Source organism: Pseudomonas faucium (assembly GCF_021602585.1).
Classification (GTDB): domain Bacteria; phylum Pseudomonadota; class Gammaproteobacteria; order Pseudomonadales; family Pseudomonadaceae; genus Aquipseudomonas; species Aquipseudomonas faucium.
The window spans coordinates 120534-147070 of record NZ_BQIP01000001.1 but is presented as its reverse complement, the minus strand read 5'-3'; the positions used below and the strand labels follow the sequence as shown (position 1 = coordinate 147070).

Below are 26537 nucleotides of genomic sequence, written 5' to 3'. Positions count from 1 at the left end.
AAATGGCGCGGGCATGCGGGACGAAAGCCACGGGCCAGGCCGGCCGGGCTCGTTCGCCACCGGATCACCCCGCCCGGTTGAAAGTCGAAAACGTGTCGAGGCAGGTCTCCTGGCTTGCACCGTCGCGGCCCGTTCGATGAACGGGGCCGGGTAGGACGACGCCTTCCCGCGCTGGGGCGCAGTGGCTGTGTCGTTCCGTTGCCGGTGCTTACAGTTGCGGGGGCAGCCGCGGCTTGAACCGCGTTCCCGTCTTAGCTTCGGCGTGGCCGAAGAACCTCGAAGCGGCAAGGCTACGCGGGGGGTGGCGGGTGGTCAACTGATGCCGTGGTTTTGTCGCCTCTCGCGCCGCCGTAATAACTTGCAACCAATTGACGGAAACCCTGCCCCGTGGTCTCCTAACGCCTTGCGTTCAGGTGCCCCCTTGGGGGTGAAACGGGAAACCGGTGCGTCGCAGGCCCTGCAACAGGGCCGGACCAGGCCGGTGCTGCCCCCGCAACGGTAAGCGAGCGAAGCGTCTAGACCACTGTGCCACGTCGTAGGGCATGGGAAGGTGATGCTTTAAAGGAGCCCTGCTCCTCCTCGCAAGCCCGGAGACCGGCCTGGCGTCACATGAACACCCCGCGGTGGGCGGGCGCTGTCGCATTCCCTCGGGCGCCTCGCGCCTGGGGCTGCCGCGCTTGCCCGTTGAGCTCAAAACAACAGAGGAACGCGTCATGCCCATCACCAGCGCCAAGCACAGCATCGCCACCCCCGTCACCCTCAGCCAGCGCGTCGTCATCGCCGTAGGGGCCAGCCTGCTGGGCCTGTGCCTGGTCTACTTCGCCGGTTTCTCGCACATCGAGGCGGTGCACAATGCCGCCCACGACACCCGCCACAGCGCCGCATTCCCTTGCCACTGAGGCCCGCCCGATGATCAAGCGCATTGCCCGCACCGCCGGGTTCAGCGGCCTGCTCGCAGCCTTGCTGCTGACCCTGCTGCAAAGCTTCTGGGTCGCCCCGCTGATTCTCCAGGCAGAAACCTACGAGACCGCCGCCCCTGCCGCCGAGCACCACAGCCATGACGGCGAAGCCGTCGCGGCCCACGAACACAGCGCCGAGGCCTGGTCGCCGGAAGATGGCTGGCAGCGCATCCTCTCGACCACCGGCGGCAACCTGGTGGTGGCTGTCGGCTTCGCCTTGATCCTGGCCGCCCTGTACAGCCTGCGCGAACCCAACCGGGTGAGCACCGGCGCGCTGTGGGGCCTGGCCGGCTTTGCGGTGTTCTGCCTGGCACCCACCCTGGGCCTGCCGCCCGAGTTGCCTGGCACCGCGGCCGCCGACCTGGGCCAGCGCCAGAGCTGGTGGATCGGCACCGCAGCCGCCACTGCGCTGGGGCTGGCGTTGCTGGTGTTCGCCCGGCACTGGCTGCTCAAGGTCGCCGGCGCGGTGCTGCTGGTAGTGCCGCACGTCATCGGCGCGCCGCAGCCTGAAGTTCACCAGAGCCTGGCGCCCGAGGCCCTGGAAACCCAGTTCAAGATCGCCTCGTGGCTGACCAATGCCGCGTTCTGGGTGGCCCTGGGCCTGCTCAGCGCCTGGCTGTATCGCCGCGCCCAGCACGCCTGATGGCCGCTGAAGCAGCCCTGCCGGCGCTGTACGCCGGCTTCGGCTGCCGCCGCGGCTGTTCGCTGGACCACCTCGACACCCTGCTGCGCCAGAGCCTGGCTGCCCACGGCCAGGCCCTGGGCACGCTGCGCGGCATTGCCACGATCAGCCTCAAGGCCGATGAGCCGGGGCTTGAGCAGCTGGCCCTGCGCCTCGGCTTGCCCCTGGTGGTGTTCACTGCCAGCCAGTTGCAGGCTTTCGAACCGTTGCTCACCCATCGTTCGGCCTCTGCCTACGCCCACAGCGGCTGCTGGGGCGTTGCCGAAAGTGCGGCCCTGGCCCTGGCCAGTCGCGAGCACGGCAGCGCCAGGCTCAGGGTAATGCGGCAATCTTCAGGCGCCGCTACCGTCGCCCTGGCCTGCGGCGGATAATCGCTTCAACCATTTACCTGCAAGGAATTTCCATGACGGTCTACTTCATCGGCGCCGGCCCCGGCGACCCGGAGCTGATCACGGTCAAGGGCCAGCGCCTGATCCGTCAGTGCCCGGTGATCATCTATGCCGGCTCGCTGGTGCCGCCGGCGGTGCTCGAAGGCCACCAGGCCGAGACGCTCATCAACAGCGCCGAGCTGCACCTGGAACAGATCATCGAGGCCATCCGCGCAGCCCATGAACGGGGCCAGGACGTGGCGCGCGTGCACAGTGGCGACCCCAGCCTGTACGGCGCCATCGGCGAGCAGATTCGCCACTTGCGCGAGCTGGGCATCGACTACCAGATCATCCCCGGGGTCACGGCCACCGCGGCCAGCGCCGCTTTGCTGGGCTGCGAGCTGACCCTGCCGGAGGTGGCGCAGACCGTCATCCTGACCCGCTATGGCGACAGCTCGCCGATGCCGGCAGGCGAGCAGTTGGCCGACCTGGCCCGCCACGGCGCTACCCTGGCCATTCACCTGGGGGTCAAGCACTTGCCGCGCATCGTCGAAGAGTTGCGCCCCCACTACGGCGCCGATTGCCCGATTGCCGTGGTCCACCGCGCCACCTGGCCGGACCAGGACTGGGTGCGCGCAACCTTGGCCGATATCGTCGAACAGGTCGCGGCAAAAGGGTTTCGTCGCACAGCGCTGATCCTTGTCGGCCACGTGCTGGGCGATGCACCGTTTGCCGAATCGGCCTTGTACCGCGCCGGCCACGCGCACCTCTACCGCCCCGGCGGCTGAGCATTGCCAACGGCGCACCTGGCAGCGCAGACTCCGGGATCGTTCCCGCCTACCGGAGTCACGCCCATGCTGGAGCTGCGCCCCAACTGCGAATGCTGCGATGTCGACCTGCCCGGCGACAGCCTTGAAGCATTCATCTGTTCGTTCGAATGCACCTTCTGCCGAAGCTGCAGCGAATCTCGCCTGCATAGCCGCTGCCCGAACTGCTCCGGCCAACTGCTGCCGCGCCCGGCGCGGGTCGGCCTGGCATTGAGCAACAACCCGGCATCGACGCTACGCATACGCAAACCTCACCCCGCCTGCCAATAACCCCCCTCCAGCACGGGCATCGTCGCCTTCGCGCGATGCCTGGCGCGCTTTTTTGTAGGATTTTTCCACAATAACCGCTCGGTTGTTCAACAGATCTATACTCGCCATTACCAAGTATCCGGAATGGCCGTATCGTGCTGCGCTGCAGAAAGAACTTGCAGGCATATTCCTGATTAAGCACAGGAAATGGTCCACATTCCGACAGGAGTTAACTTCATGACAACCGTGTTGATCGTTGACGACCACCCCATCGTCAGGCTGTCCATGCGCCTGCTGCTGGAGCGCGAGCGCTTCCGCGTCGTTGGCGAAGTAGGCAACGGCAGCGAAGTGGCGCAGGTAGCGCGCGAACTGCGTCCCGATGTGGTGGTACTGGACATCGGCCTGCCCGGCCTTGATGGCATGGAGGTCATCAAGCGCCTTCAGCAGCTGGAACCCGTACCCAAGATCATGGTGCTGACCGGGCAGGCCACCGACCTCTACGTGCGCCGCTGCCTGGACGCTGGCATTGGCGCATTCGTGACCAAGGATGAAGACCACGAAGCATTGATCTTCGCCCTCAAGGCACTGATCAAGGGCTACTCCACGTTTCCCCAGATGTCGGTCAACAGCAACACCCTCGACAGCGAACCCAGGCGCCTGGAAAGCCTGTCCAACCGCGAGATGGAAGTGTTGCGCCGCCTCGCCCGGGGCGAGAACAACAAGCACATAGGCGGCAGCATGAACCTCAGCGCCAAGACCATCAGCACCTACCGGGGCCGCATCATGGAGAAGCTCAAGACCGAATCGCTGGTGGAAATGGTCGACCTGGCCAAACGCAACCACGTCAACTGAGCGCCCCTCTCGCGATGAAGCGCTACTCCACCGGCGTGCTTTTGGCACTGTGCCTGGCGTGCTGCCCCCAGCAGGCACTCGCCGATGCCGAGCCGCGCCAGTTGCTGGCGCGCGCCACCAGCGTCACCCAGCCACTGCAACTGGACAGCCAGGACCGCCAGTGGCTGCAGCAGCGCAAGGCCCTGCGGCTGGGCAGCTCCCGCCCCGACTACCCACCCTTCGAAATCAACATCAGCCCGTCCGACTACGAAGGCCTGAGCGCCGATTTTGCAGGCCTGATCGGTGAGCAGCTGGGTATCCCGGTGCAGGTCATGCGCTTTGCCAGCCGCCACGAGGCGATCGCCGCCCTGCGCGAGGGCAAGATCGACCTGCTGGGCAGCTCCAACGGGTTCGAGGCGGCCGATGCCCAGTTGAGCCTGAGCGAGCCTTACGCCGACGACCTGCCAGTAATCGTCACCCGTGAAGACCGCAGCCTCAGGGACAACCCGAGCCTGGCCGGCATGCGCCTGGCGATGGTCGACCACTACTTGCCCGGCGAGACGGTCCGCAACCTCTACCCCAATGCCCAGCTGAGCCTCTATCGCTCGACCCTGGCCGGCTTGGCGGCGGTCGAGCTGGGTGAAGCCGACGCCTACCTGGGCGATGCCATCAGCACCGACTACCTGATCGGCAAGAGCTATCAAGGCACGGTAAAAATCGACAGTTTCTGCCAGGCCAAGCCCGGCACCTTCTCCTTTGCCCTGGCCAACGACAACCCACGCCTGCGCCGCCTGATCGATGCGGCCCTGGACAGGATCACCGAAAGCGAACGGCTGAACATCCTGCGGCGCTGGACCAGTGGCAACACCAGCCTCTTGCTGGAGCGCCACCTCTCGGCCCTGAGCGATGAAGAAAAGGCCTGGATCCAGCGCCACCCGACGGTCAGCGTGCTGGTCGACCCGGCCCTGGCGCCGCTGACCTTCAACGATGCCCAGCAGCGAACCAGTGGCATTACCGTCGACCTGCTCAAGCAGATCACCCATCGCACCGGCCTGCAGTTCACCCTGATCGAGCGCAACAGCGTGCAGGCCATGGTCGAGCAGGTGGCGCGCGGCGAAGCGCAGATGATCGGCGCGCTGGGCTATGGTGTCGATCGCGCCAGCCAGTTGCGCTACACCCGGCCCTACCTGGTCAGCCCCAGGGTGCTGGTCGCGCGCAACCAGGCAGCCTGGCCACTGCAGAGCCGCGACCTGGATGGCAAGCGCATCGCCCTGCTGCGCGGCTCGCCCTTGCGCGCCGAGGTACTGCGCCAGTACCCCAATGCCACGGTGATCGAAGCCAAAAACCCGCTGGCCCTGATGGAATCGGTGGCCACCGGCGAAGCCGACGTGGCCTACAGCAGTCACATCAATGCCACCTACTACATCAACCATGTGTTCAAGGACCAGCTGCGCATCGCCAGCGTGCTGGGCGACGACCCGGCGGCCGCCGCGTTCGCCGTAGCCCCCGGCCAGCCCCAGCTGCAGGCCATCCTCGACAAGACCTTGCTGAGCATCCCCCCCGAAGAGCTGGACCAGTTGGTCAACCGCTGGCGTACCAGCTCGCTGGTCAGTGACGGCCCCTGGCGCAATTACCGAACCTTGGCACTGCAGGTACTGGTGCTCTCGGCCCTGCTGCTGGCCGGGGTGGTGTTCTGGAACAGCTACCTGCGCAAGTTGATCCACCAGCGCACCGAAGCCCAGCATGCCCTGCAGGCCCAGCTGGGCCTGAGCCGCGGCCTGCTCGAACAACTGCGCCAGGCCAAGGACGACGCGGAACAGGCCAGCCACACCAAAAGCACCTTCCTGGCCACCATGAGCCACGAAATACGCACCCCCATGAACGCGGTGATCGGCTTGCTCGAGCTGGCCCTGGAAGACAGCCGGGTCAGCCGCTGCGACCCGCAGACGCTGCAGACCGCGCACGATTCCGCCGTCGGCCTGCTGGGCCTGATCGGCGACATACTGGACATCTCGCGCATCGAATCCGGCCACATGACCTTGCAGCCCGTGCCCACCGACCTGGTCGAGCTGGTACGCGGCACCTTGCGGGTGTTCGAAGGCAATGCACGCAGCAAGGGCCTGCACCTGCACAGCGAGCTGCCGCAAGGGCCGGCCTGGGTCATGGCCGACCCGCTGCGCCTCAAGCAGATCCTCTCCAACCTTCTGAGCAACGCCATCAAGTTCACCGATCGCGGTGAAGTGCATACCCGCCTGCAACTGCAGCCAGGCTCCACGGCCGATGACGTGCAAGTGGCGCTGTGCGTGCGCGACACCGGCATCGGCATCGGCGCTGCTGACCAAACCCGCCTGTTCAGCGCCTTTGCCCAGGCCGAAGGCCCGCGTGCCCACCAAGGCGCCGGCCTGGGCCTGGTGATCAGCCGCACCCTGGCCGAACTGATGGGCGGCGAGCTGCAACTGCAGAGCGTGCAAGGCGTGGGCACCCTGGTGGACGTCAAGTTGCAATTGCCCGGCTGTGCGGCGCCCCTGCCCGCCGAGCCTGGCAGCGCGCATCAGGAACACGCAAGCAGGCCGCTGAACATCCTGGTGGTAGATGACTACCCGGCCAACCTGCTGTTGCTGGAGAAGCAGCTCGATACCCTGGGCCATCGGGTCACGCTGGCAGAACATGGCGAAGCGGCGCTGGCGCTGTGGCAACAATCGTCATTCGACCTGGTCATCACCGATTGCAGCATGCCGGTGATGGACGGCCATGAGCTGGCCCGGCGCATCCGCCAGCTGGAGCAGGCCCGCGGCACGCCTGACTGCTGGATTCTCGGCGTCACCGCCAACGCCCAGGCCGAAGAGCGTGAACGCTGCCTGGCCAGCGGCATGGACGATTGCCTGTTCAAACCGATTGGCCTGAGCGCGCTGAAAATGCACCTGCCCCAGGCCCGCAGCGATGCAGCCGCGCCCGCCGAACGGGCCAGCGGGTTTGCGCTGAACGAATTGCACCACCTGACCCAGAATGACCCGCAGCTGATCCGCCACCTGCTCGAGCAGCTCACGCAAACCGCCGCAGAAGACCTGGCCACCCTGCGGGCCCTGGGCCCTACACCGCAGGACGACGCCCTGGGGCGCATCACTCACCGCATCAAAGGCGGCGCCAAGATGCTCAAGGTGCGCGGCGTGGTGAGCGACTGCGAAGCGATCGAGCGCGCCCAGGCGCAGGGTTTGCCAACCGAGGCGCTGCAGGCGCAACTGGAAGCCAGCCTGACGACCCTGCAGCGCGAACTTGCCGACACCCTCAGTGCAGTTGCAGCGTCGAGCTGATCTGGCTGATGGCATCGACCACGTGGCGTGAGCCCTGCTGAATTTCCATGATCACGGTGCCGGCCTCGTTGGCCAGTTCCACACCGCGCCCGGTCCGGGTCAGGCTCGATTGCATGCTGGCCACCGCCGTCAGCGACAGGTCATGGTTCTGGCGCACCACATCGACGATTTCCAGGGTCGCCTTGCTGGTGCGCGCCGCCAGGCTGCGCACCTCGTCGGCCACCACGGCAAAGCCGCGGCCGTGCTCACCGGCACGGGCGGCCTCGATGGCGGCGTTCAGCGCCAGCAGGTTGGTCTGGTCGGCGATGCCGCGAATGGTCAGCACGATCTGCCCGATCACATCCGACTGCTTGCTCACCGCATCGATGCTGCGCGCGGCATCGTTGAGCTCCTGGGAAATCTGCTCGATCACCTGCACGGTCTGCTGGACGACCTCGGTGCCTTTGCGCGCACAGGCGTCGGTCTGCACCGAACTGGCATGGGCCGCATCCGCCGCGCTCTGCTGGGTACTGACCTGGGCGGTGATGTCGCTGGCGAACTTGACCACCTTGTACAAACGGCCCTTGCTGTCGAAGATCGGGTTATAGGAGGCCTCCAGGTACACCGTCTGGCCCTGCTTGTTGACCCGCTCGAAGCGATGGGAATGGTATTCGCCACGGTTGAGCGACGCCCAGAACTCGCGGTACTGGGCCGATTCACGCTCGTGCGGGTGGCAGAACAGCCCGTGATGGCGGCCGGTGACCTCGTCCATGCGATAGCCCATGGTCGTGAGGAAGTTGTCGTTGGCCGTTATCACCCGCCCCTGCGGGGTGAACTCGACCACCGCCATGGAGCGGCCGATGGCCTTGAGCAGGCTCTCGCTTTCGTGCTCGTCCTTGACCCGCTGGCTGATGTCGGACGCCACCTTGATCACGCTGGTGACCTGCTGGCGCTCATCGACCACCGGCATGTAGCTGGCTTCGAGCCAGACCTCGCGCCCGGCCTTGTCGACCCGCTCGAAGGTGCCGCTGATCGCCCGCCCCTCGCCCAGCTCGCGCCACAGCTGCTGGTATTCGGCGCTCTTGGCATAGGCCGGGTCGCAGAACACCCGGTGGTGCTTGCCGCGCAATTCCTCGGCGCTGTACCCCATGGCCTGGCAGAACTGGGCATTGGCATCGAGGATGGTGCCGTCAGGCGTGAACTCGATGATCGCCATGTTTCGGCTGATCGCCGCGAGCTTGGCCTGGCTCTCTGCCAGCGCCTGGCGAATGCGTTGAATCTCGATCAAATCGGATTTGCGATGGAAATCGAACATGGCGCCGGGGTCCTATGTACGCAGGGTTTCCTGAGCATAGATCGGCGCAAGCGGCATGCAAGCACACTGCTATCACTTAGTGAATAGTCAATCTGTCATAAAGGCTGGCATGCCCGCGCCAGGCGGCTCAGGAGCTTTCCCGCACCATCAGTTCAAAGCCTAGATCCTGCTGCTCGGCCGCAACTCGCCTGCCATCGAGCAAGGCCAGCAACGCCTGCGCCGCGCTCCGACCAACGGCAGCGCGCGGCGTGCGAATCGAGGTCAGCCGAGGCACCATGTGCGCCGATGCCGGCAGGTCGTTGAAGCCGACCATCGCCACCTGGCGCGGCACCTCGATACCTTGGCGCAGCGCCTGCAGCACCGCGCCCTGGGCCAGGTCGTCGTTGCAGAAGAAAATGCCGTCCACATCCGGCGCCTGTGCCAGCAACTGGCTGAACAGCTCGCTGCCGAGCGCGATCGACGAAGGCTGTGGCGCCAGGATTTCCAGCTCGGTTGCCTGCATGCCAGCCTCGGCCAGGGCCTGGCGGAAGCCCTCGGCGCGCTGCATCACCCGCGGGTCGAGTTGCGCCGCGATGAACGCCAAGCGCCGCCGGCCGCGCTCGATCAGGTGGCGGGCGGCGGCGCGGCCGGCCTGCTGCTGGGAAAAGCCCACCGACAGCGCCCCGGGCGCGCCGCCCAGCTCCATCATGTGCACGCAGGGCACGCCACTGGCGGCCAGCATCTGGCGCGAGGCATCGCTGCGGTCGAAGCCGGTCAGCAGCATGCCGCAGGGCTGATAGGCCAGGTAGTTGCGGATCAGGTTTTCTTCTTCGTCGATATCGTAGTGATAGTTGCCGATCAGCACTTCCAGCCCACGCGGGCGCATGACCTCGTGGATGGCCTCCAGGGTGTCGATGAACAGCTGGTTGGACAGCGACGGGATCAGCACCACCACCGACTGGCTGCGCGCCGAGGCCAACGCCCGGGCAGCCGGGTTGGCGACGTAGCCCAGGCTCGCCGCAGCGGCAATGACCTTTTCCACCAGCGCCGGGGCCACCGTGCTGACGCCGCGCAAGGCGCGTGAAGCGGTAATCGGGGAAACCCCGGAGAGCCTGGCGACTTCTGCCAGCGTGGGACGACCGGTGGTGCGAGAGCCTGTACGGGACATGGATGTTGTAATTTTACTACTTGCCAAGGGAGGGGAACGGCCACTAAGGTAGCGCTGTCTCAGGACGCAGGCAATGTAATCTTTGGGAGTGGCCACTACACGCACTCTGCCAAGCGTCCATACTGCGTAAGGACAAAATCAATAACACCGGGGGGTGGCGTTTCGTCTATGCCGAGACAGCGCTACCTCACCCCGCAGGAGGTACTGAATGAATGCTCCCCTGTCCGCCATCGTGGTGATGGGTGTGGCCGGCTGCGGCAAAAGCAGCATCGGCGCCGCCATCGCTGCCAGAAGCGGCGGCCGCCTGATCGAAGGCGACGCGTTTCACCCTGCCGAGAACATCCGCAAGATGAGCGCCGGCATCCCCCTGGACGACAACGACCGCGCCGGCTGGCTGGTGCGCCTTGGCCAGGAGCTGCAAGCCACGGTCAGCGCCGGTGAGCGGCCCATCCTCACCTGTTCCGCGCTCAAGCGCCGCTACCGCGACACCCTGCGCGAGGCGATGCCGGCGCTGGGCTTCGTGTTTCTCGAGCTCACCCCGGCAGAAGCGGAAAAACGCGTGCTCGCCCGCCCCGGCCACTTCATGCCGGCGAGCCTCATCGAAAGCCAGTTCGCTGCGCTTGAGCCGCCCCACGACGAAGCCCTGACCCTGCCGCTGGATGCCACGCAGCCAGTTGCCGCCCTGGCCGAGATCGTCGACGCCTGGCTAAAGCCCTGCGGTGAGCGGACCCTGGCGCGGACCGCCTGAACCGGCGGTTTTTCCGGCTCACCTGAGACAGCGCTGTCTCGACGCCTGAAGGCGGCGAAAGTTCAATCAAGCAACGCCAAAAAACAACGATAAGACCGAGGCATAACCACCATGTTCGGACTGGCTACAGATACCTACCTGCTGCTCGACGCGCTGGTAACCATCGTCGGGCTGATTCTGCTGATCACCCATTTCAAAGTGCACCCCTTCGTCGCCCTGACCCTGGCCGCAGGCTTTCTCGGCCTGACTTCCGGCATGCCGGTGGCCAAGGTCATGAAATCGTTCCAGGACGGGTTCGGCGGGGTGCTCGGCTTCGTCGGCATCGTCCTGGCCCTGGGCACCATGCTCGGCAAGCTGATGGCCGACTCCGGCGGCGCCGACCAGATCGCCCAGACGCTGATCCGCGCCTTCGGCAAGAAGAACGTGCACTGGGCGATGATGTTCGCCGCCTTCCTGGTCGGCATCCCGCTGTTCTTCGAAATCGGCTTCGTGCTGCTGGTGCCGCTGGTGTTCATCGTCGCGCGGCGCTCGGGGGTGTCGCTGATCAAGATCGGCATCCCGCTGCTGGCCGGCCTGTCCGTGGTCCACGGCCTGGTGCCGCCGCACCCGGGCCCGCTGCTGGCGATCGGCATCTTCCACGCCGACATCGGCAAGACCATCTTCTATGGCCTGCTGATCGCGCTGCCCACGGCCATCATCGCCGGCCCGCTGTTCGGCAGCTTCATTGCCCGCTACATCCCCGGCAACCCGTCACAGGAGCTGATGGACCAGATCGCCAAGGAGTCCGACCAGAACAACCTGCCCAGCTTCTCCATCACCCTGATCACCGTGCTGCTGCCGGTGGCGCTGATGCTGCTCAAGACCTTCGCCGACGTGGTGCTGCCGGCCGAGCACATCGTGCGCCAGTGGATGGACCTGATCGGCCACCCCATCACCGCCCTGCTGGCCGCGCTGTTGCTGGCCTTCTACACCTTCGGTTCGGCGCGTGGCTTCAGCCGCCAGCAGATCATGAAGATGCTCGACCAGAGCCTGGCGCCGACAGCAGCCATCGTGCTGATCGTCGGTGCAGGGGGCGGCTTCAAGCAGATGCTGGTGGATACCGGCGTGGGTAACGTGATCGGGCAGATGGCCGTGCAGGCGCAAATTTCACCGATCATGCTGGCCTGGCTGGTGGCAGCGGTGATCCGCATCGCCACAGGTTCCGCGACCGTGGCGACCATTACCGGTGCCGGCATCGTCGCCCCGGTGATCGACCTGGTGCCTGGGGTCAACCGCGAGTTGCTGGTGCTGGCCACCGGTGCCGGCTCGCTGATCCTCTCCCACGTCAACGACGCAGGCTTCTGGCTGGTCAAGCAGTACTTCAACATGACCGTGGCAGAAACCTTCAAGACCTGGAGCATGATGGAGACGATCCTGTCTATCGTTGGCATCATCTTCATCATGTTGCTGTCGACGGTGGTGTGACCGCTGATCGGGGTGATGGCACCTTGGCGCGCCGGGTAGGGCCGAACAGAAGTACACGCCCTACCCTCGCAAAGGAGCCTGCCCATGACCCGCACCAGCTTGTTGCTCGCTGCCCTGCTCGCCTCGCCGTTGGCCCTGGCGGTCGGCACCGGCCCGACCTACCCCGATGACCCGCACAACCCGGCGCCGCAGCCGGGTGTCGACAGCACCCTCAACCCGATCGAAAAACCCATGCCGCGGGACACTGACCCGCGTATCCAGGGCAATGATCCAGAAAGCCCGCCTGCCAAGCAGAATGACAACCGCGACCTGCCGGGGATGGATGGCAGTGGCTCGGAAGGCACCGGTGGGCGAAGTGGTGGTGGCGAGGGAAGTCAGCGCTGAAATGGGCAAGGGGCTGCCGTGCAGCCCATCGCCGGCAAGCCGGCTCCCACAGGATCGGCAGTGCTCTGCAGCGCCTGTGGGAGCCGGCTTGCCGGCGATTGGGGCGCGAGGCGCCCCGCCTCACCACTGGCGCTTGTCGGGCCGGGTAAGCCCGAGCTTCTCGATCCGATAACGCAGCATGTCGCGCGATAACCCGAGCATCCGCGCCGACTTGGTCACATTCCAGTCAGTACGGTCCAGGGTCTTGCACACCAGGTCCCGCTCCATGTCCGGCAGGCTCGTGCCCGGCTCCGGCTCATGGCGCGGCACTTCGTGTAGCGCGGGCGCAGGTGGCGTGAAGGGTTCATCGACCAAGGTCATGCACAGGTTGAGCTGGTGCGCGTGGATCAACTCGCCAGGTGCCAGCAACACGGTCTGCTCCAGCATGTTGCGCAACTCGCGCACATTCCCCGGCCAGCTGTACCCCAGCATCAGGTTTTCGGCCTCGGCGCTGAAGCGCAGGTTCGGCTTGCCATAGCGGCGCCCGTGGTGGGCCAGGAAATGCCGCGCCAGCAACAGCACATCCTGCCCGCGGGCATGCAGCCGCGGCACCTTCAAGGCGATGATGCGCAAGCGGAAGAACAGGTCGCGGCGAAACTTGCCCTGCTGCACCATCTGCTCCAGGTTGCAGTTGGTGGCGCTGATGACCCGCAAGTCGACCTTGCGCTCCTTCACCGCGCCGATGCGCCGGATGCTGCGATCCTCCAGCAGCTTGAGCAGCTTGGCCTGCAGCAGCAGGTCCATCTCGCCGATCTCGTCAAGAAACAGCGTGCCGCCATCCGCCGCCTCGACCAGGCCCACGCGGCGCTCCTTGGCGTCGGTGAAGGCGCCCTTCTCATGGCCGAACAGCTCGGCCTCCAGCAGGTTGGCAGGAATGGAGGCACAGTTGAACTCGATGAACGGCCCCTTGCTGCGCGAGCCGTCGAAGTGCAAGGCGCGGGCGACCAGCTCCTTGCCCGTGCCGGTGTCGCCCTCGACCAGTACCGGCGGCAGGTCGTCGCTGGCCATGCGCCGTTCGGCGTCGAGCACCTGGCGCAGGGTGTGCTTGAGCGTGTGCATTACCGGCGACTCGCCGATCAGCGCCCCCAGCCCGGATTTCTGCGCCTCGCGCTCCTGGTAGAACGACAAGGTGCGCTCCATGCGGTCGGCGGCCAAGGCCTTGTCCAGGGTCAGCTTGAGCTCGGCCAGCACCACCGGCTTGGTCAAGTAGTGAAAGGCGCCCTCCTTCATGGCCAGCACGGCGTCTTCGATGTTGCCGTAGCCGGTCATCATGATCACCTTGAGCTGCGGCACCTGGGCCACCAGTGTGCGCAACAGGTCATGCCCGCTCATGCCGGGCAGCGAGTTGTCGGTCAGCACCGCATCGGGCTGGGCTCGCTTGATCTGCTCCAACGCAAGCTCTGCGTTGTCGCATAGGGTCACCTCGTAGCCTTTGAGGCTCAGGTAGGTACGAATGTTCTCACCGAGGATTTCATCATCCTCGACTACCAGGATGCTCTGCTCCATGGTCCCCTCCCGCTGCGCTATTGAAAGTAAGGCTGACGCGGGTTCCTTCCTCTTCGCGGCTGGTCAGGCTGACCGTACCGCCAAAGCGTTCCATGATTCGCTTGACCAATGCCAGGCCAACGCCAAGGCCGCCCTGCTTGGTGGTGAAAAACGGCTTGAACACCATGCGTTCCTGCTGCTGGGTCATGCCCTTGCCGGTGTCGCTGAGCGACAGTTGCACGCGCAGGCCTTCCAGCACGCTGACCTGGGCACGCAGCTCACCGCCCCTGGGCATGGCTTCCAGGGCGTTGGCGAACAGGCTGTTGAGGATCTGCGTCAGCTGCAAAGGCTGGCTGGCCACCCATTGCGCCTGCGGGCCTTCGAAGCAGAAGCGCACACCATTGCGCTGAATCTGATGGGCGAAGGCCAGGTGGGTGTCCTCGATGGCAGCCACCAGGTCCACCGCTTCGGGGTGCTCGCTGGCCGGGCGCAACGACACCAGAAGCTCGCGCACCCAGCGCGACATGCGGTCGACCTGGCTGATGATGTCGTGCAGGTTCTTCTGCGCCTGCGGGTTGGCGATTTGCTCGGCCAGCTCGGCACTGGAGCGGATATTGGCCAAGGGATTGCGCAGGCTGTGGGCCACCGCCGAAGACATCTCGCCCAGGGCCACGTAGGTTTCGCTGGCCACCAGGCGCGCTTGCTGGTGCTGCAGCATCTGTGCGGCGCGGCGCACGATCCAGAACAGGCCGAAGTAGATCAGCGCCCCGCCCAGCAGGGTCGAGGCCCAGATCAGCACGTAGCCGCGCTGGATGCGCCGGATCAGGTCCTGGGGCTCCTTGTAGATTTCGACCATGGCCAGCACCTGCTCGCCCTGGCTGTCGAACAAGGGAATGTAGTTTTCGATGAACAGGTACTGCGGGTCGCGCTCGAACCTTTGCTCTTCCCGGCCGTCTTCGGCCTTGTGGTAGCTCGCCGAGACCGCCTTGCGCGAGCGGAAGGCCCGTTCCAGGTCACCGTCTGCGCCGATGCGCTTGCCGACCAGCGCATCGTTGGTCGACCAGACGATGGTGCGGTCGCGAGCGTAGACATTGGCCAGCAAGGTGTCGGGCAAATGCGCTACATGATCGAGAAACTCCACCCGGGTCGACGCGGCCAGCGCCGGGGTGACCTGCAGGTGCTGCAAGTCCAGGCGCGGGTCGAGCAGTTCACCCAGGGTGGTGCCCGGGGGCAGCAGTGAGTGACGCACCTCGGCCTGGGCCATGGCCTGGATGAACTGGGCAGTGAGCATCGCATCGCGCTCGACGCTGTCGCGCACCACGAAACGCGTGGACACATAGCCCAGGCTACCGGCCACGGTGGTAATGATCAGCAGGCTGATCACCGAGAACCAGCGCAGCAGGTTGAACTCCTGAAGCGGCGCGGCCAGGCCTGCTCCGGGCAGCCTGGCCGTCTTGGGGACAACTGGGTCTTCCAGCGTCTGCTGCATCGCTTAGTTCCCGCTCAGGGCTTGCGTTCAGAAGACCACCATCGCCTTCCATCAGGGCAGCCACCGCTGCTCGATCGTCGCATCTATCGCTCAGCTAGCAAAAAGCCAGCCAGCGAATTTAATAATCAAAATATCTATATTTTTCAATGACTTGCTTAACATTAAAAAGGTGATTTCGAGATTTCACCCCCACAAGTGGGGCATTTGTACCCAAATTTCTATTAAGCCTTATTAATCAAAGGTTTAGCATCAACTTATGAGATTCAAAATTAGCTTGGATCTTTTCGAAAACTCAGTGAAACCCGCGTCCCATGGCCCTCGCTGCTGCTCAGCCTTACCGAGCCGCCGTAGCACTCCATGATGCGCTTCACCAATACCAGCCCCACACCCAACCCACCTGGCTTGGTACTGAAGAACGGCCTGAACGCCATGCGCCGCTGCGCCTCGCTCATGCCCTTGCCGCTATCGGACAGGCGCAGGGTCAGGCCGCGCCGGTCCTGCTTGACCACCTCGACGCGCAAGCGGCCGCCCTGCTCCATCGACTCCAGGGCATTGGCGATCAGGCTGCTGAAGACCTGCCCGAGCAAGGCCGGCTGGCCCAGCACCTTCACTGCCGGCAGCGGTTGCAGGTCCAGGGCGACGCCGCTGCGCGCCAACTGCACGGCAAAGGTTTGCAGGCTCTCGTGCAGGGCCTGCGGCAGGTCGACCGGCACCGGCTGATCGTTGAGTGGCCGCAGCGAATGCAGCAGCTGGCGTATCCAGTGCGACATGCGATCGACCTGGCTGATGATGTCGTTGACGTTGCGCTGCACCGGGCCCTCATCGAACGCCTGCGCAAGTTCGGCACTGGAGCGGATGCTGGCCAGCGGGTTGCGCAGGCTGTGCGCCACCGCCGACGAGACCTCGCCCAGGGCCACGTAGGTTTCGTTGCTGATCAGGCGCTTCTGCTGCCCCGCCATGATCCGCGCGGCGCGGCGCATGATGGCGTACAGGCCGACATAGACCAGGCCGGCACCCAAGGCGATGGCCAACCATATGCGTAGCAGCCCATGTTCGATGCGCACGATCAGGTCGTGGGGCTCCTTGTAGATCTCCACCATGGCAGTGACGCTGCTGCCCTCGGCATCGAACAAGGGGATGTAGTTTTCGATGAACAGCTGCTCGGGTGGGGTCACGAACTTCTGCTCGGCGCGGGCCTGCTCGAAGTCGTGGTAGCTGGCGGAGACGCGCATCTTGTATTCGAACGCACGGTCCAGGTCTTCGTCGCTCTCGATGAGCTTGCCGATCAAAGCCGGGTTGCTCGACCAGATCACCGTGCGGTCGGGGGCATAGATATTGGCCAGCAGCATGTCGGGCAGGTGGGCGATATGGTCGAGAAACTCGCCCCGGGCCTTGCGCCTGGCTTGTGGGTCGACGTCAGGCAGGGCCGCGTGGTCGGTGCGCGGGTCGAGCAGTTCGCCCATGGTACGCACATTGGGGATCGACACGTGGCGCACTTCGGCGTCGGCGATCGAGGTGATGAACTGGGCGGTCAGCAACGCATCGCGCTCGACGCTCTCATTGATGATGAAGCGGCTGGAGATCAACCCCAGCCCTGCCGCCACCGGGACGATGATCCCCAGGCTCACCCAGCCATACCAGCGCAGCAGGTTGAACGGCCTGCGCGCGGCAGGCGCCTCGGCGCAACCAGGTGCCTGGGGCATGTCGGAACGCGTCGCGATGTCCATGCTGGGCTCCACTGCCGGGCACCTGTACAGAGGTTATAGCCCAGAGTTGGGCAAGCCATCGCCGGGAATGGCCGTGCGGTCACAGCGGCGCATCGTCGGCCAGGCCCTGGAGCTTGCGGTACTCGCGCAGCACGCTGGGCACGTAGCGCCGGGTTTCGGCGAACGGCGGCACCGCGCCACGGCGCAGCACCGCATCAGGGCCTGCGTTGTAGGCCGCCACGGCCAGGGTGATGTCGTTGTCGAACAGCGTCAGCATGCGCTTGAGGTAGCGCGCGCCGCCCTGCACATTGTCCTCGGGGTCGAGGGCATCCTGCACCCCCATCTCTCGCGCGGTATCCGGCATCAGTTGCATCAGGCCGACCGCACCCGCCGCCGAACGGGCCTTGGGGTTGTAACCCGATTCGGCCTTGATCAATGCATGCAGCAATGCCTGCGGCACGTTGTGCGTGCGCGCTGCGGCGGCCACCAGCTCGGCATAGGGCCGCCCGGTAACCAGCTGCGCATTGGCCGGGCCGGCCTGGGCGAGCGGTTCGCTGATCACCCGCTCATAGTGGCGTCCTGGCCGGTGAACGTTGCTCAGCACATAGCCACCCTTGGCATCGACGCTGATGTACACATCGGCCTGGGTGGCGCCTGCCGCCAGCCAAAGTAGGCCCAGGATCATTGCACGCATGTCGGTCGCCTCCCCGCCGTGCCCCCGATGTGGGGGAAATACCCCGGAAAACCCGGGCTCTGGTGCTGCGACGCAAGCACTGTGCCGCTTGCCATGGCGCATGGCGCAAGGGCCCGAGGCAGACGTGCACGGCAGTTGCATGCAGCAGCGAAACCCCGCAAAAGCATGTCCCCATGCAGGAGGGCTTCACCATGCAGCGCACACCCAATCGCCATCGCGGCTTCACCCTGCTCGAACTGCTGGTGGTGCTGGTGGTGCTCGGCTTGCTGGCCGGCATCGTCGCGCCCAAGTACTTCAGCCAGCTCGGCCGCTCGGAAGCCAAGGTGGCCCGGGCGCAGATCGAAGGGCTGGGCAAGGCCCTGGACCTGTATCGCCTGGAGGTCGGCCACTACCCCAACAGTGAGCAAGGGCTGCAGGCGCTGGTTGCCGCCCCCAGCGGCGAGGCACGCTGGTCGGGGCCCTACCTGCAAAAAGCGGTACCCCAGGACCCGTGGGGCCGCGCCTACATCTACCGCCAGCCTGGCGAGAGCGGCGGCGAGTACGACTTGTTGTCGATGGGCAAGGATGGCCAGCCCGGCGGCGATGGCGAAAACGCTGAAATCACCAGTTGGCAGTAAGGAGCGAGGCCATGCGCTACAGCCTCAAGGCCCTGGGAAGACAGGGCGTGGTGCAACTGCAGATCGATGCCGATGACCAAGAGCAGGCCCGCCGCCAGGCCGAAGGCAAGGGCCTGCGGGTGGTCAGCGTGCGCGGCCAGGGCAATGCCTTGCGTGGGCTGGCCTGGCGCCGCGAGGCGGCCTTCGACCTGGTGCTGTTCAGCCAGGAATTGACCACCCTGCTGCACGCCGGCCTGCCCTTGATCGATGCGCTGGAGAGCCTGGCCGAGAAGGCCGTCGGCGCACGGGTGCGCAAGGTGCTGGCGCAGCTGGTGCGCCAGCTGTACGAAGGGCGCTCGTTGTCCCAGGCGCTGGCCCTGCAACCGCAGGTGTTCCCGCCGCTGTACGTGGCCCTGGTGCAGTCCAGCGAACGCACCGGTGCCCTTGGCGACGCCCTGCACCGCTACATCGGTTATCGCCAGCGCCTGGACCTGGTGCGCCAGAAGCTGGTCGGGGCCTCGGTCTACCCGCTGCTGCTGTTGCTGGTGGGCGGTGGCGTGGTGCTGTTTCTGCTTGGCTATGTGGTGCCGCGCTTTAGCCTGGTGTTCGAGGGCATGGGCAGTGAACTGCCATGGCTGTCACGCGTGCTGATGCAGGTCGGCCTGTTTCTGCACGCCCAGCAACTGCCCCTTGCGCTGGCGACCGTGGCCGGCGTCGGCGCCCTGGTGCTGCTGCGCCGTCAACCGTGGGTGCGGCGCTGGGGCTCACGCCAGTTGCGGCGCCTGCCGGCCTTGCACGCGCGGCTGCTGATGTACGAGCTGGCGCGTTTCTACCGCTCACTGGGCATCTTGCTGCAGGGCGGCATCCCCATCCTGACGGCCATGGGCATGGTGCAAGGGCTGCTCGGCAGCGCCGCCGCGCAGGGCCTGGCGCAGGCCAGCCAACGCGTGGGCGAAGGGTTGGCGCTGTCCGAGGCGCTGCAAGCCGGGCAACTGGTGACGCCGGTATCGCTGCGTTTGCTGCGCGCTGGCGAGCAGTCCGGCAACCTCGGCGAAATGCTCGAGCGCTGCGCGGACTTTCATGACCAGGAAATCGGCCGCTGGGTGGAATGGTTCGTGAAACTGTTCGAGCCTTTGCTGATGACCTTCATCGGCTTGCTGATCGGCCTGATCGTGATCTTGATGTACATGCCGATCTTCGAGTTGGCCTCCAGCATCCATTGACTCAGTAGTCGAACCGGTCCACCGCCCGCCGCCGCTCGTTGTCGTCGCGCCGGTCGTAGCTGGCGGTGGTCTGGATGTTGGCGTGGTGCGCCAGCTTCTGGGCAATCGACAGGTCGTGCTCTTCGATCACCCGGGTAATGAATGCCCGGCGAAAATCATGGGGCATGATCTTCACCCCCACCTGGGCGCCGCGCTGGCGGGCGATGTAGTAGATGGCATGCTTGGTGATGCGCGCCCGGGTGATGTGGTTGCCGCGGCGGATGCGGTTGAACAGGAACGGGTCGTCCGCCGCGCCCTCGGGCAGCGCCTCACGGCGCAGGTCGAGCCAGGCCTGCAGCTTTTCGAATGCCCAGGCCGGCGCGTACTTGATCAGCTGCCGGTTGCCCTTGCCCGTGACCTGCAGGCTGCGCGCCTGGAAGTCGACCTGGGCCAGGTCGATGTCCACCGATTCGGACTTGCGCATGCCAGTGCCGTACAGCAAGGCGATGATTGCCGCATCCCGCACGCCCTGGGGGCGTGGGTCGGCGGCGCACAGCTCCATCAATTCGCGAATCAGGCTGCGGCGCAGGTTGCGCCCCGGCGGCAGGCGGCTGCCGCTGGCCGGCTTGACCTCACGAATCCTCTGCAGCCGCTCATGGTCGATCAGGCCCTGGCGCCAGGCTTCGTTCATCACCCCGCGCACGGCATTGACATACAACGACGAGCTGTTGGGGGCGTAGCCGTCGGCACGCAACGCCGCCACCAGGCCGATCACATGGCCGGGCTCGAGCAGGTGCCAGGGCACTTCGGCCAGGTTGCAATCGATGAAGCCAAGCCGGTCGGCGGCGTCCTGCAGGATGTAGCGCATGGTCTGCTGGCTGGAGGGGGCCAGGCGGGCCAGGTACTGCAGCAGGGGATTTTGCGAAAGGTCGGACAAAACGTGAATCCTGTAGCGGTGCCTGGCGCGCGGTAGCCCCAGGCGTGAAGCGGCCGTGCCATTTCCTTGGATTTCAGGGGCTTCGACACGGACATGAGTGGGAAATGTTATCCCATAGGCTATCGTGGTAGCCATGACTCCCTGTCGCGAGGCCCCATGGCACTGCACCACCTGACCCGCACCCACCCGCGCCTGAGCATTGCCGCCCTGGCCGGCATCCTCAGCGCCTGGCTGATTCCTGCCGACGACATCGTGCAGCGCATCCTCACCGGCTGGAACCTCGGCGTGTGGCTGTATCTGCTGCTGGTGCTGTGGCTGAGCTGGGGCGCAAGCCCAGAGAAGGTCCGCAAAGTCGCCCAGGTAGAGGACGAAAATGCAGGGCTGGTGCTGTTCACCGTATGCATCGCCGCCATCGCCAGCCTTGCCGCAGTCACCCTGCAACTGGTGTCCAGCCGCGGCCTGCAAGGCAGCGACCTGGTGCTGCACTACCTGTATACCGGCTTCACCGTGGCGGGCTCGTGGCTGCTGATCGGCTGCATCTTCAGCCTGCACTACGCGCGGCTGTTCTACACCGATGACGACCACGACCCGGTGCTGCGTTTTGCCGACGGCGAGCGCAACCCGGATTACTGGGACTTCCACTATTTCTCGTTCACCATCAGCGTCGCCGTGCAGACCTCGGACGTCGGCGTCGGCGGGCGCGGCATGCGCCGGGTGGTGCTGGCCCATTCGGTGGTGGGTTTCGTGTTCAACACGGCGATCCTGGGTTTTACCATCAACATTGCCGCTGGCCTGCTCGGTTAGCAGACGCGCCCACCCGCTGCCGCTTGTCCGAAAATGCTGTGCGCCGATTGCCGTTAAAAATGGCAGAAGTTGCCCATCGCGCTCGCGTAGGCGCAAAAAGAAAACGTTTGCACTGCCCTTGGCCGCCATACGGCGTTGATGGCCACTGTGTGACAGGGATCATGCATTAGCACAATTGTCTTATTTCCCACGCAGTATCGGGAATTCAGGTGCTATCTTTAGGTTCCCGGCGGCCACCGCCTGGCCACCGCTCACCGCTTCCAGGCACGGACAAGGAGGCTGGCATGAACAAGATGACGTTCCCCAACGCCTGCCAGGTGATGCGCTGGCACTTTCACCCGCTTGGCTTCGAAGCCAGCATGGATGCACCCCGCAGCATGATCGCCCGCCTGTTCGATCGGGGCACCGGCGAAACCTTGCTGGCCATTGCCGGTATTCCCTGCAGCGCGATCATGGCCGCAGCGGATGTCGAACGCATCATCGAGGCGGTGGAGGCAGAGATGGATGCGTTTTTTCCGGCCTATACGCTAAGAGATGCTGTGTAATCACTACCCCTTCACCCTCGTCCGTTCACCATAGGCAAGATAGCGGTGAAGGCTCAATGGCTCCCAATCATTCCGCTCTTCAGCTTGTAATTCGGGCATAAAAAATCGATATGAAATCCTGATCGCCCATCTCCCACTGCCACATGAATACCCGCCACACCCTCGTTGAGCTGCGGGTTCACGGCGTAATCAAGCTTACTAGATACCGAACGATTAACCCCCACTGCAAATTCAGTTAAGCTCGCGCCCCGCTCACCCGCGGCAGCTACCAACAAGTCGATATACTCCCGGCCCTGCACAATAAAAGAGTTCATTGCATTATTCTCAATGACAACCGTAGCACCATGCAGTGCAACACTCTGTACAAGCTCATCCAAACTCCCCTTCAACGTCATACCTTCAAAGTTTTCATCGCGCAATACCAGCAACACCCCAACCACTTCGAGAACACCAGAAAATGAGAATGGACAGGGGGTATCACGATTTGTGTGTGCGTAGTGAATCTCAAAGAACTCCGCCACAGAGCGAATATAAGAGCCCTGTAAATCCTCCGCGAGCGTCGCAAAGGCTACAGCATTATCACGTAACATCAGTGCACCCGCCGACTTCCCCTTATGTTCAAGTATGAAGTGACGTGCCGAATTCAGCTGCTCCAGCACCGGCCGCTGATTCTCAACTGCTTGAGAAAAGTGAGATGCAGCCATCATGCGAAGTGCGTACTTGGCATGATCAATGGAAGGCTCGAAGACGTGCAACGCGCAAAAAATTCTGCGCCCGCTGGGCGCGTTGCGCGCGATTCTGAAGGTGTGTCGTGAAGCCAACGTCGAGAAAGACAACACGATGCATTGTTCTGGCAACGCATCGAGTTCCAATAGTGCCATAGCGCGCCTGCCCTCTTGCACGAGCCACGCGTTGAGTGCATCAGAGTCAGACACAACCAGGGTATCGAGCGAAGACGCCCATTCCAAAGAGGTTTTCAAGCTATCCATAACGACTCCAGGTCTCATTGAGAACAGAAGGCGGAGTGATGCACCCCGCCTATTTCGGTCAGATATCAGGATCCGCCCAAACTAGTGGCGCCCAGCCAAAATTATCGGACCCGCTCATGACCCGCATAAGACCCGCCAGAGGTTTGTTTTCCATATTCAAGATTCCTTTTGATTAAGCCCGAAGTGGGCACTTCCTTTTTTAGTTCCATTACAGGTCAGCAGCAATGAAAAATTTGTAACATGCACAAGTAGGTAATTTCCGTAGGACTTTTCGCAGCACTGCAATTAAGGAAGCTTCCTACAGAAACTTCTTTTTTCCAATGCTGCATTGCCACATGAAGCCTTTGGACTTAGGGTTGCTTGCTCCCGCCTTACACGGAACCCTGAAGTAATGAACAAACTATTAATTAGTAAAGAAAAGCTTGAAGCGGCATTGGAAATACCCGACCTCACCCTCGACACGCCAACACCTCATGCAATCAACCTTTTATTGCAAGAGTTACTGAGCAAACTCAAGCACCGAGGCTGGCCAGATGCCAATATCGTTACCGGGCCGCGCGTGGTGACGGCCGAAGAAAATTACGGCCTGCTTGGCTATTCATCAGACGAAGTGACGTTGGGCAGTGCGCATACCCGCTGGGTAACTTCAGAGCGCCTGCTTCGAACACAAACTACAAGCAGCATACCCTGCGCTTTGCAGGAAGCTGCGTCGATGCGACGCCCAGGGGAACAGCTATTGATAGCGGCGCCAGGCATCACATTTCGCAGAGATACGCGTGATCGCTGGCATTGCGCAGAGCCGCATCAGATGGACCTATGGCTACTCTGCGACCGCGAGCAAGCAACCGCAGAGCGTTTACTTCAGTTGGTAGGAGACATTATCGAATCAGCAGTGCCCGAGATGGCCTGGGCACACGCACCTAGCCCACACCACTACACCGAAGGCGGAATCGAAGTTAACGTCCTTGCGCCTGATCGCGCAGTGGAGGTCCTGGAGTGCGGGCGCATCGCCTCTTCTTTGCTCGAACGACTGAACATCGATGCACATTGCCATGGAGGCCTGGCTCTGGGCATGGGCCTTGATAGGCTGGTCATGCTGCGTAAAGGCATCCCAGACATCCGATTACTCAGAGACCCACACCCCAAAGCTCAGGCCCAAATGCTAAACCTGATGCCCTGGAAAGAAATCTCCAGATTACCCTCCACTTGCCGAGACATTTCATTGGCCATGGCCCCCGCCCAGAGCGTGGAAAGCATCACCGAAAAGATCATGGCGGCCGCAGGAAACAGGGCGGATTGGATAGAACAAGTGGTGGTCAAAAGCCGCTGGCCAGAGACGGCACTTCCTGAACAGGCCAAACAGCGGTTAGGCCTGCTGCCTGGTCAGGAGAATGTACTGCTGGGCATAGAATTGCGTGACTGCTCCCGGTCTATCACCGCACTGGAGGCCAATGAACTCTATGAAGAACTACAAGCCGCACTCCATGAAGGCGCCGTTGGCGGCGGTTACAGGCTCAGTTGACCGTCAATGTTTCCGAGCAATCCGCTAATGACTGCAGATTTGCCATGAAACGCTCTGCCGGCACCGGCTGCCCCAGCAAATAGCCTTGCAGCGAATCGCAGCCCAGCCGGGTCAGGAAGTCCTGCTGCCGGTCGGTTTCCACGCCCTCGGCGACAATCCGTAGCCCCAGCGCCTGCCCCAGCGCCACGATCGCCGAGACGATCGCGGCATCGTCGCTGTCCTGCTCCAGGTCGCGCACGAAGCCGCGGTCGATCTTCAGTTCGTTGGCGGGCAGGCGCTTGAGGTACATCAGGCTCGAATAACCCGTGCCGAAGTCGTCGATCGACAGGTCCACGCCCATGTCGGACAAGCGCTGCAGCACCGTCAGGCTGGCGTCGGCGTCATGCATGGCGGTGGTTTCGGTGATTTCCAGGGTCAGCTGGTTGGCCGGCAGGCCGTTCTCGCGCAGGGCACGGGCGACGCTGTCGACAAGGCCTGCGTGGCAGAACTGGATGGCCGACAGGTTGACCGCCATGCGCCAGTGCTCATGGCCTTGGTCGAGCCAGTGACGCATCTGCCGGCAGGCTTCATCGAGCACCCACTCGCCGATCGGGATGATCAGCCCGGTCTTTTCCGCCAGGCCGATGAAGCGGTCGGGCAGCAGCAGGCCATGCTGCGGGTGCTCCCAGCGCAGCAAGGCTTCGGCACCGATCGGGGTGCAGGCCTGGGCGTCGAACTTGGGTTGGTAATGCAGGCGGAACTGGCGCTGCTCCAGGGCCATGCGCAAATCCTGCAGCAACTGCAGTTGCTGGCGGGCGTTGCTGTTCATCGACACGTCGAAGAAGCTGTAGCCGTTCTTGCCGGCGCTCTTGGCGTGGTACATGGCGGCGTCGGCGTTGCGCAGCAGTTCGAGCTGGTCCTGGCCATTGCCGGGGTACAGCACGATCCCCAGACTGGCCGTGAGCTGCAGGTCGTGCTCGGCGACGCGGAATGCTCTCGACACCAGGTTGACCTGCTTGACTGCCACGTCCATGGCGTCGTCAGGCTCCTGCAGCTCAACCAACAGCACGAATTCGTCGCCGCCGATGCGCGCCAGGGTGTCCTGGCTGTGCAGGTGGCCGCGCAAGCGCGCGGCCACGGCCTTGAGCAGCAGGTCGCCGACATGGTGGCCGAAGGCATCGTTGACCGGCTTGAAGCCGTCCAGGTCGATGAACATCAGGGCGAAACAACCGCCCTGCTCCGCCACCTTGCCGATGGCCTGCTCGATGCGGTCCGACAGCAGCGTGCGGTTGGGCAGGCCGGTCAGGGTGTCGTGCAGGGCCAGCTGGGTGAGTTCCTGGTTGGCCAGGGTCAAGGAGCGGGCCAGCTCTGCGGTGCGGGCTTCCAGACGGGCGTCCAGCACCGAGGTCAGCAAGGCCACCGCCAGCACCGCCAGGGTGGTGATCAGTACCAGGTAGACCAGGCCATCACCCTGCAGGCCAGCGCCCAGGGCGCCGCAGAAACTGCCTACCGGGAAATTCGCTGCAGCCATGCCGGTGTAGTGCATGCCGACGATGGCAATGCCCATCAGCACCGCCGCCAGGCCGCGGACCTGGCGTACATACGGGGTGTGCTGGCGCAGGCGGAAGGCGATCCACAAGGCCGCCGCCGAGGCGCCGACCGCTATGGCCAGGGAGGCGCCGAACAGCGTCGGGTCGTAGTCGATGCCCGGCAGCATGCGCAGCGCCGCCATGCCGGTGTAGTGCATGCAGCTGATGCCCGCGCCCATGATCAGGGCGCCGAAGGCCAGTTGCAGCATCGGCAGGCTCGGTTGGCTCACCAGCCACAAGGCAAAACCGGACGACAGCACGGCAATCAGCAGCGATAGCGCGGTCAGGCCGATGTCGTAGCCCAGGTCGATCGGCAGGCTGAAGGCAAGCATGCCGATGAAGTGCATCGACCAGACGCCGATGCCCATGGCCAGCGCCCCGCCGCTCATCCACAGGTAGACCGCCCGGCCCTTGGCCGTGGCGATGCGGCCGGTCAGGTCGAGGGCGGTGTAGGACGCCAGGATGGCCACGCACAGCGAGATCAGGACCAGCGAGAAGGAGTAGCTACCGGTGAGCATTGGGAGTTCCAGCGTCGGGACAGGGGGCCCCGGAAAAACTGACGATTGTACTCAAGCTTTGGCGAAACGCACGGGGTTTTTGCGAATGGGAATGGATCCAATAAACCGGGCCGACCTGTGGGAGCCGGCTTGCCGGCGATGGGCCGGAGCAGGCGGATTCGGTCAGCCTGTTCGGGCCT

The 26537-nt window shown here is 64.2% G+C and carries 23 protein-coding genes, 2 pseudogenes and 2 riboswitches; of the genes and pseudogenes, 15 read left to right on the top strand and 10 right to left on the bottom strand.

Going from position 1 to position 26537, the window contains the following annotated elements; translation table 11 throughout:
• Positions 1-82: 82 nt before the first annotated feature.
• A riboswitch (cobalamin riboswitch) is annotated at positions 83-294 on the bottom strand.
• Positions 295-394: 100 nt separating this feature from the next.
• Positions 395-617, top strand: a riboswitch (cobalamin riboswitch).
• Between the two features lie 96 nt (positions 618-713).
• From L6D75_RS00675 to L6D75_RS00645, 7 genes are all read left to right on the top strand, one after another.
• Positions 714-899, top strand: coding sequence for a CbtB domain-containing protein (locus L6D75_RS00675; protein ID WP_110638052.1), 186 nt, complete (start codon positions 714-716; stop codon positions 897-899).
• Positions 900-909: 10 nt separating this feature from the next.
• Positions 910-1602, top strand: coding sequence for a CbtA family protein (locus L6D75_RS00670; protein WP_176510816.1), 693 nt, complete (start codon positions 910-912; stop codon positions 1600-1602).
• Between the two features lie 17 nt (positions 1603-1619).
• Positions 1620-2012, top strand: coding sequence for a cobalamin biosynthesis protein (locus L6D75_RS00665; RefSeq protein WP_176510827.1), 393 nt, complete (start codon positions 1620-1622; stop codon positions 2010-2012).
• A gap of 32 nt (positions 2013-2044) precedes the next feature.
• Complete coding sequence (gene cobM, locus L6D75_RS00660; RefSeq protein WP_176510815.1) at positions 2045-2797, top strand: precorrin-4 C(11)-methyltransferase; 753 nt, start codon at positions 2045-2047, stop codon at positions 2795-2797.
• A 66-nt stretch (positions 2798-2863) separates the two neighbouring features.
• On the top strand, positions 2864-3106 hold the full coding sequence (locus L6D75_RS00655; protein WP_176510814.1) for a DUF1272 domain-containing protein: 243 nt from the start codon (positions 2864-2866) through the stop codon (positions 3104-3106).
• A 216-nt stretch (positions 3107-3322) separates the two neighbouring features.
• A complete protein-coding gene (locus L6D75_RS00650) occupies positions 3323-3937 on the top strand; it encodes a response regulator transcription factor (RefSeq protein ID WP_176510813.1) in 615 nt (204 codons plus the stop codon).
• Between the two features lie 14 nt (positions 3938-3951).
• On the top strand, positions 3952-7227 hold the full coding sequence (locus tag L6D75_RS00645) for a transporter substrate-binding domain-containing protein (protein WP_176510812.1): 3276 nt from the start codon (positions 3952-3954) through the stop codon (positions 7225-7227).
• On the opposite strand, the pseudogene L6D75_RS27385 reads toward L6D75_RS00645, so the two are convergent.
• The 3 genes and pseudogenes from L6D75_RS27385 to gntR all read right to left on the bottom strand — a co-directional run.
• Positions 7202-7633 (bottom strand): annotated as a pseudogene (locus tag L6D75_RS27385) (methyl-accepting chemotaxis protein); the annotation flags it as partial. The gene L6D75_RS00645 and the pseudogene L6D75_RS27385 sit on opposite strands and share 26 nt — an antisense overlap.
• A gap of 105 nt (positions 7634-7738) precedes the next feature.
• Positions 7739-8521: pseudogene (locus tag L6D75_RS27380) on the bottom strand (PAS domain-containing protein); the annotation flags it as partial.
• A gap of 127 nt (positions 8522-8648) precedes the next feature.
• Positions 8649-9668: an HTH-type transcriptional regulator GntR gene (gene gntR, locus L6D75_RS00635; RefSeq protein ID WP_176510810.1), complete on the bottom strand. Its 1020-nt coding sequence runs from the start codon at positions 9666-9668 to the stop codon at positions 8649-8651.
• Positions 9669-9876: 208 nt separating this feature from the next.
• Here gntR and L6D75_RS00630 point away from each other — a divergent pair, with 208 nt between their 5' ends.
• From L6D75_RS00630 to L6D75_RS00620, 3 genes are all read left to right on the top strand, one after another.
• Positions 9877-10416 (top strand): gluconokinase, encoded by a 540-nt coding sequence (locus tag L6D75_RS00630; protein WP_176510809.1) that lies wholly within the window; start codon positions 9877-9879, stop codon positions 10414-10416.
• Between the two features lie 111 nt (positions 10417-10527).
• Positions 10528-11880: a GntP family permease gene (locus L6D75_RS00625; RefSeq protein ID WP_176510808.1), complete on the top strand. Its 1353-nt coding sequence runs from the start codon at positions 10528-10530 to the stop codon at positions 11878-11880.
• An 84-nt stretch (positions 11881-11964) separates the two neighbouring features.
• Positions 11965-12264 carry a hypothetical protein gene (locus tag L6D75_RS00620; RefSeq protein ID WP_176510807.1) on the top strand — a complete coding sequence of 100 codons (300 nt, stop codon included), beginning with the start codon at positions 11965-11967 and terminating at the stop codon, positions 12262-12264.
• Between the two features lie 120 nt (positions 12265-12384).
• Here the strand turns inward: L6D75_RS00620 and L6D75_RS00615 are convergent, their stop codons facing one another.
• From L6D75_RS00615 to L6D75_RS00600, 4 genes are all read right to left on the bottom strand, one after another.
• Entirely contained in the window at positions 12385-13809 is a 1425-nt protein-coding gene (locus L6D75_RS00615) for a sigma-54-dependent transcriptional regulator (protein ID WP_176510806.1), read from the bottom strand.
• The gene (locus L6D75_RS00610) at positions 13778-15277 is read right to left on the bottom strand and encodes a sensor histidine kinase (RefSeq protein ID WP_176510805.1); all 1500 of its coding nucleotides are present in this window, start codon (positions 15275-15277) and stop codon (positions 13778-13780) included. The genes L6D75_RS00615 and L6D75_RS00610 overlap by 32 nt, the downstream gene beginning before the upstream one ends.
• A gap of 269 nt (positions 15278-15546) precedes the next feature.
• A complete protein-coding gene (locus L6D75_RS00605; protein ID WP_176510804.1) occupies positions 15547-17004 on the bottom strand; it encodes a sensor histidine kinase in 1458 nt (485 codons plus the stop codon).
• Between the two features lie 79 nt (positions 17005-17083).
• Positions 17084-17677, bottom strand: coding sequence for a lytic transglycosylase domain-containing protein (locus tag L6D75_RS00600; protein WP_176510803.1), 594 nt, complete (start codon positions 17675-17677; stop codon positions 17084-17086).
• A 191-nt stretch (positions 17678-17868) separates the two neighbouring features.
• On the opposite strand from L6D75_RS00600, the gene gspG reads away from it, so the two are divergent.
• Together gspG and L6D75_RS00590 are read left to right on the top strand one after the other, a co-directional pair.
• On the top strand, positions 17869-18294 hold the full coding sequence (gspG, locus tag L6D75_RS00595) for a type II secretion system major pseudopilin GspG (RefSeq protein ID WP_176510802.1): 426 nt from the start codon (positions 17869-17871) through the stop codon (positions 18292-18294).
• An 11-nt stretch (positions 18295-18305) separates the two neighbouring features.
• A complete protein-coding gene (locus L6D75_RS00590; protein WP_176510801.1) occupies positions 18306-19496 on the top strand; it encodes a type II secretion system F family protein in 1191 nt (396 codons plus the stop codon).
• A gap of 1 nt (position 19497) precedes the next feature.
• On the opposite strand, the gene L6D75_RS00585 is transcribed toward L6D75_RS00590, so the two are convergent.
• Positions 19498-20412: a site-specific integrase gene (locus tag L6D75_RS00585; protein ID WP_176510800.1), complete on the bottom strand. Its 915-nt coding sequence runs from the start codon at positions 20410-20412 to the stop codon at positions 19498-19500.
• A 156-nt stretch (positions 20413-20568) separates the two neighbouring features.
• Between L6D75_RS00585 and L6D75_RS00580 the strand changes: the two genes are divergently transcribed.
• Positions 20569-21216, top strand: coding sequence for a DUF1345 domain-containing protein (locus L6D75_RS00580; protein ID WP_176510799.1), 648 nt, complete (start codon positions 20569-20571; stop codon positions 21214-21216).
• A 284-nt stretch (positions 21217-21500) separates the two neighbouring features.
• A complete protein-coding gene (locus L6D75_RS00575) occupies positions 21501-21761 on the top strand; it encodes a DUF1652 domain-containing protein (RefSeq protein WP_176510798.1) in 261 nt (86 codons plus the stop codon).
• Between the two features lie 53 nt (positions 21762-21814).
• On the opposite strand, the gene L6D75_RS00570 is transcribed toward L6D75_RS00575, so the two are convergent.
• Positions 21815-22750 (bottom strand): CgnE/CgnB domain-containing protein, encoded by a 936-nt coding sequence (locus tag L6D75_RS00570; RefSeq protein WP_176510797.1) that lies wholly within the window; start codon positions 22748-22750, stop codon positions 21815-21817.
• Between the two features lie 391 nt (positions 22751-23141).
• Here L6D75_RS00570 and srmL point away from each other — a divergent pair, with 391 nt between their 5' ends.
• Positions 23142-24272 (top strand): PheS-related mystery ligase SrmL, encoded by a 1131-nt coding sequence (srmL, locus tag L6D75_RS00565; protein ID WP_176510796.1) that lies wholly within the window; start codon positions 23142-23144, stop codon positions 24270-24272.
• Here srmL and L6D75_RS00560 read toward each other — a convergent pair.
• On the bottom strand, positions 24265-26358 hold the full coding sequence (locus L6D75_RS00560) for a putative bifunctional diguanylate cyclase/phosphodiesterase (protein WP_176510795.1): 2094 nt from the start codon (positions 26356-26358) through the stop codon (positions 24265-24267). The genes srmL and L6D75_RS00560 overlap by 8 nt on opposite strands.
• Positions 26359-26537 lie beyond the last annotated feature (179 nt).

Excerpts from the sequence above, each read along its gene's own strand:
- L6D75_RS00675 (WP_110638052.1), top strand. The coding sequence starts at position 714 with ATGCCCATCACCAGCGCCAAGCACAGCATCGCCACCCCCGTCACCCTC.
- L6D75_RS00670 (WP_176510816.1), top strand. The coding sequence starts at position 910 with ATGATCAAGCGCATTGCCCGCACCGCCGGGTTCAGCGGCCTGCTCGCA.
- cobM (WP_176510815.1), top strand. The coding sequence starts at position 2,045 with ATGACGGTCTACTTCATCGGCGCCGGCCCCGGCGACCCGGAGCTGATC.
- L6D75_RS00655 (WP_176510814.1), top strand. The coding sequence starts at position 2,864 with ATGCTGGAGCTGCGCCCCAACTGCGAATGCTGCGATGTCGACCTGCCC.
- L6D75_RS00650 (WP_176510813.1), top strand. The coding sequence starts at position 3,323 with ATGACAACCGTGTTGATCGTTGACGACCACCCCATCGTCAGGCTGTCC.
- L6D75_RS00645 (WP_176510812.1), top strand. The coding sequence starts at position 3,952 with ATGAAGCGCTACTCCACCGGCGTGCTTTTGGCACTGTGCCTGGCGTGC.
- gntR (WP_176510810.1), bottom strand. The coding sequence starts at position 9,668 with ATGTCCCGTACAGGCTCTCGCACCACCGGTCGTCCCACGCTGGCAGAA.
- L6D75_RS00630 (WP_176510809.1), top strand. The coding sequence starts at position 9,877 with ATGAATGCTCCCCTGTCCGCCATCGTGGTGATGGGTGTGGCCGGCTGC.
- L6D75_RS00625 (WP_176510808.1), top strand. The coding sequence starts at position 10,528 with ATGTTCGGACTGGCTACAGATACCTACCTGCTGCTCGACGCGCTGGTA.
- L6D75_RS00620 (WP_176510807.1), top strand. The coding sequence starts at position 11,965 with ATGACCCGCACCAGCTTGTTGCTCGCTGCCCTGCTCGCCTCGCCGTTG.
- L6D75_RS00615 (WP_176510806.1), bottom strand. The coding sequence starts at position 13,809 with ATGGAGCAGAGCATCCTGGTAGTCGAGGATGATGAAATCCTCGGTGAG.
- L6D75_RS00610 (WP_176510805.1), bottom strand. The coding sequence starts at position 15,277 with ATGCAGCAGACGCTGGAAGACCCAGTTGTCCCCAAGACGGCCAGGCTG.
- L6D75_RS00605 (WP_176510804.1), bottom strand. The coding sequence starts at position 17,004 with ATGGACATCGCGACGCGTTCCGACATGCCCCAGGCACCTGGTTGCGCC.
- L6D75_RS00600 (WP_176510803.1), bottom strand. The coding sequence starts at position 17,677 with ATGCGTGCAATGATCCTGGGCCTACTTTGGCTGGCGGCAGGCGCCACC.
- gspG (WP_176510802.1), top strand. The coding sequence starts at position 17,869 with ATGCAGCGCACACCCAATCGCCATCGCGGCTTCACCCTGCTCGAACTG.
- L6D75_RS00590 (WP_176510801.1), top strand. The coding sequence starts at position 18,306 with ATGCGCTACAGCCTCAAGGCCCTGGGAAGACAGGGCGTGGTGCAACTG.
- L6D75_RS00580 (WP_176510799.1), top strand. The coding sequence starts at position 20,569 with ATGGCACTGCACCACCTGACCCGCACCCACCCGCGCCTGAGCATTGCC.
- L6D75_RS00575 (WP_176510798.1), top strand. The coding sequence starts at position 21,501 with ATGAACAAGATGACGTTCCCCAACGCCTGCCAGGTGATGCGCTGGCAC.
- L6D75_RS00570 (WP_176510797.1), bottom strand. The coding sequence starts at position 22,750 with ATGGATAGCTTGAAAACCTCTTTGGAATGGGCGTCTTCGCTCGATACC.
- srmL (WP_176510796.1), top strand. The coding sequence starts at position 23,142 with ATGAACAAACTATTAATTAGTAAAGAAAAGCTTGAAGCGGCATTGGAA.
- L6D75_RS00560 (WP_176510795.1), bottom strand. The coding sequence starts at position 26,358 with ATGCTCACCGGTAGCTACTCCTTCTCGCTGGTCCTGATCTCGCTGTGC.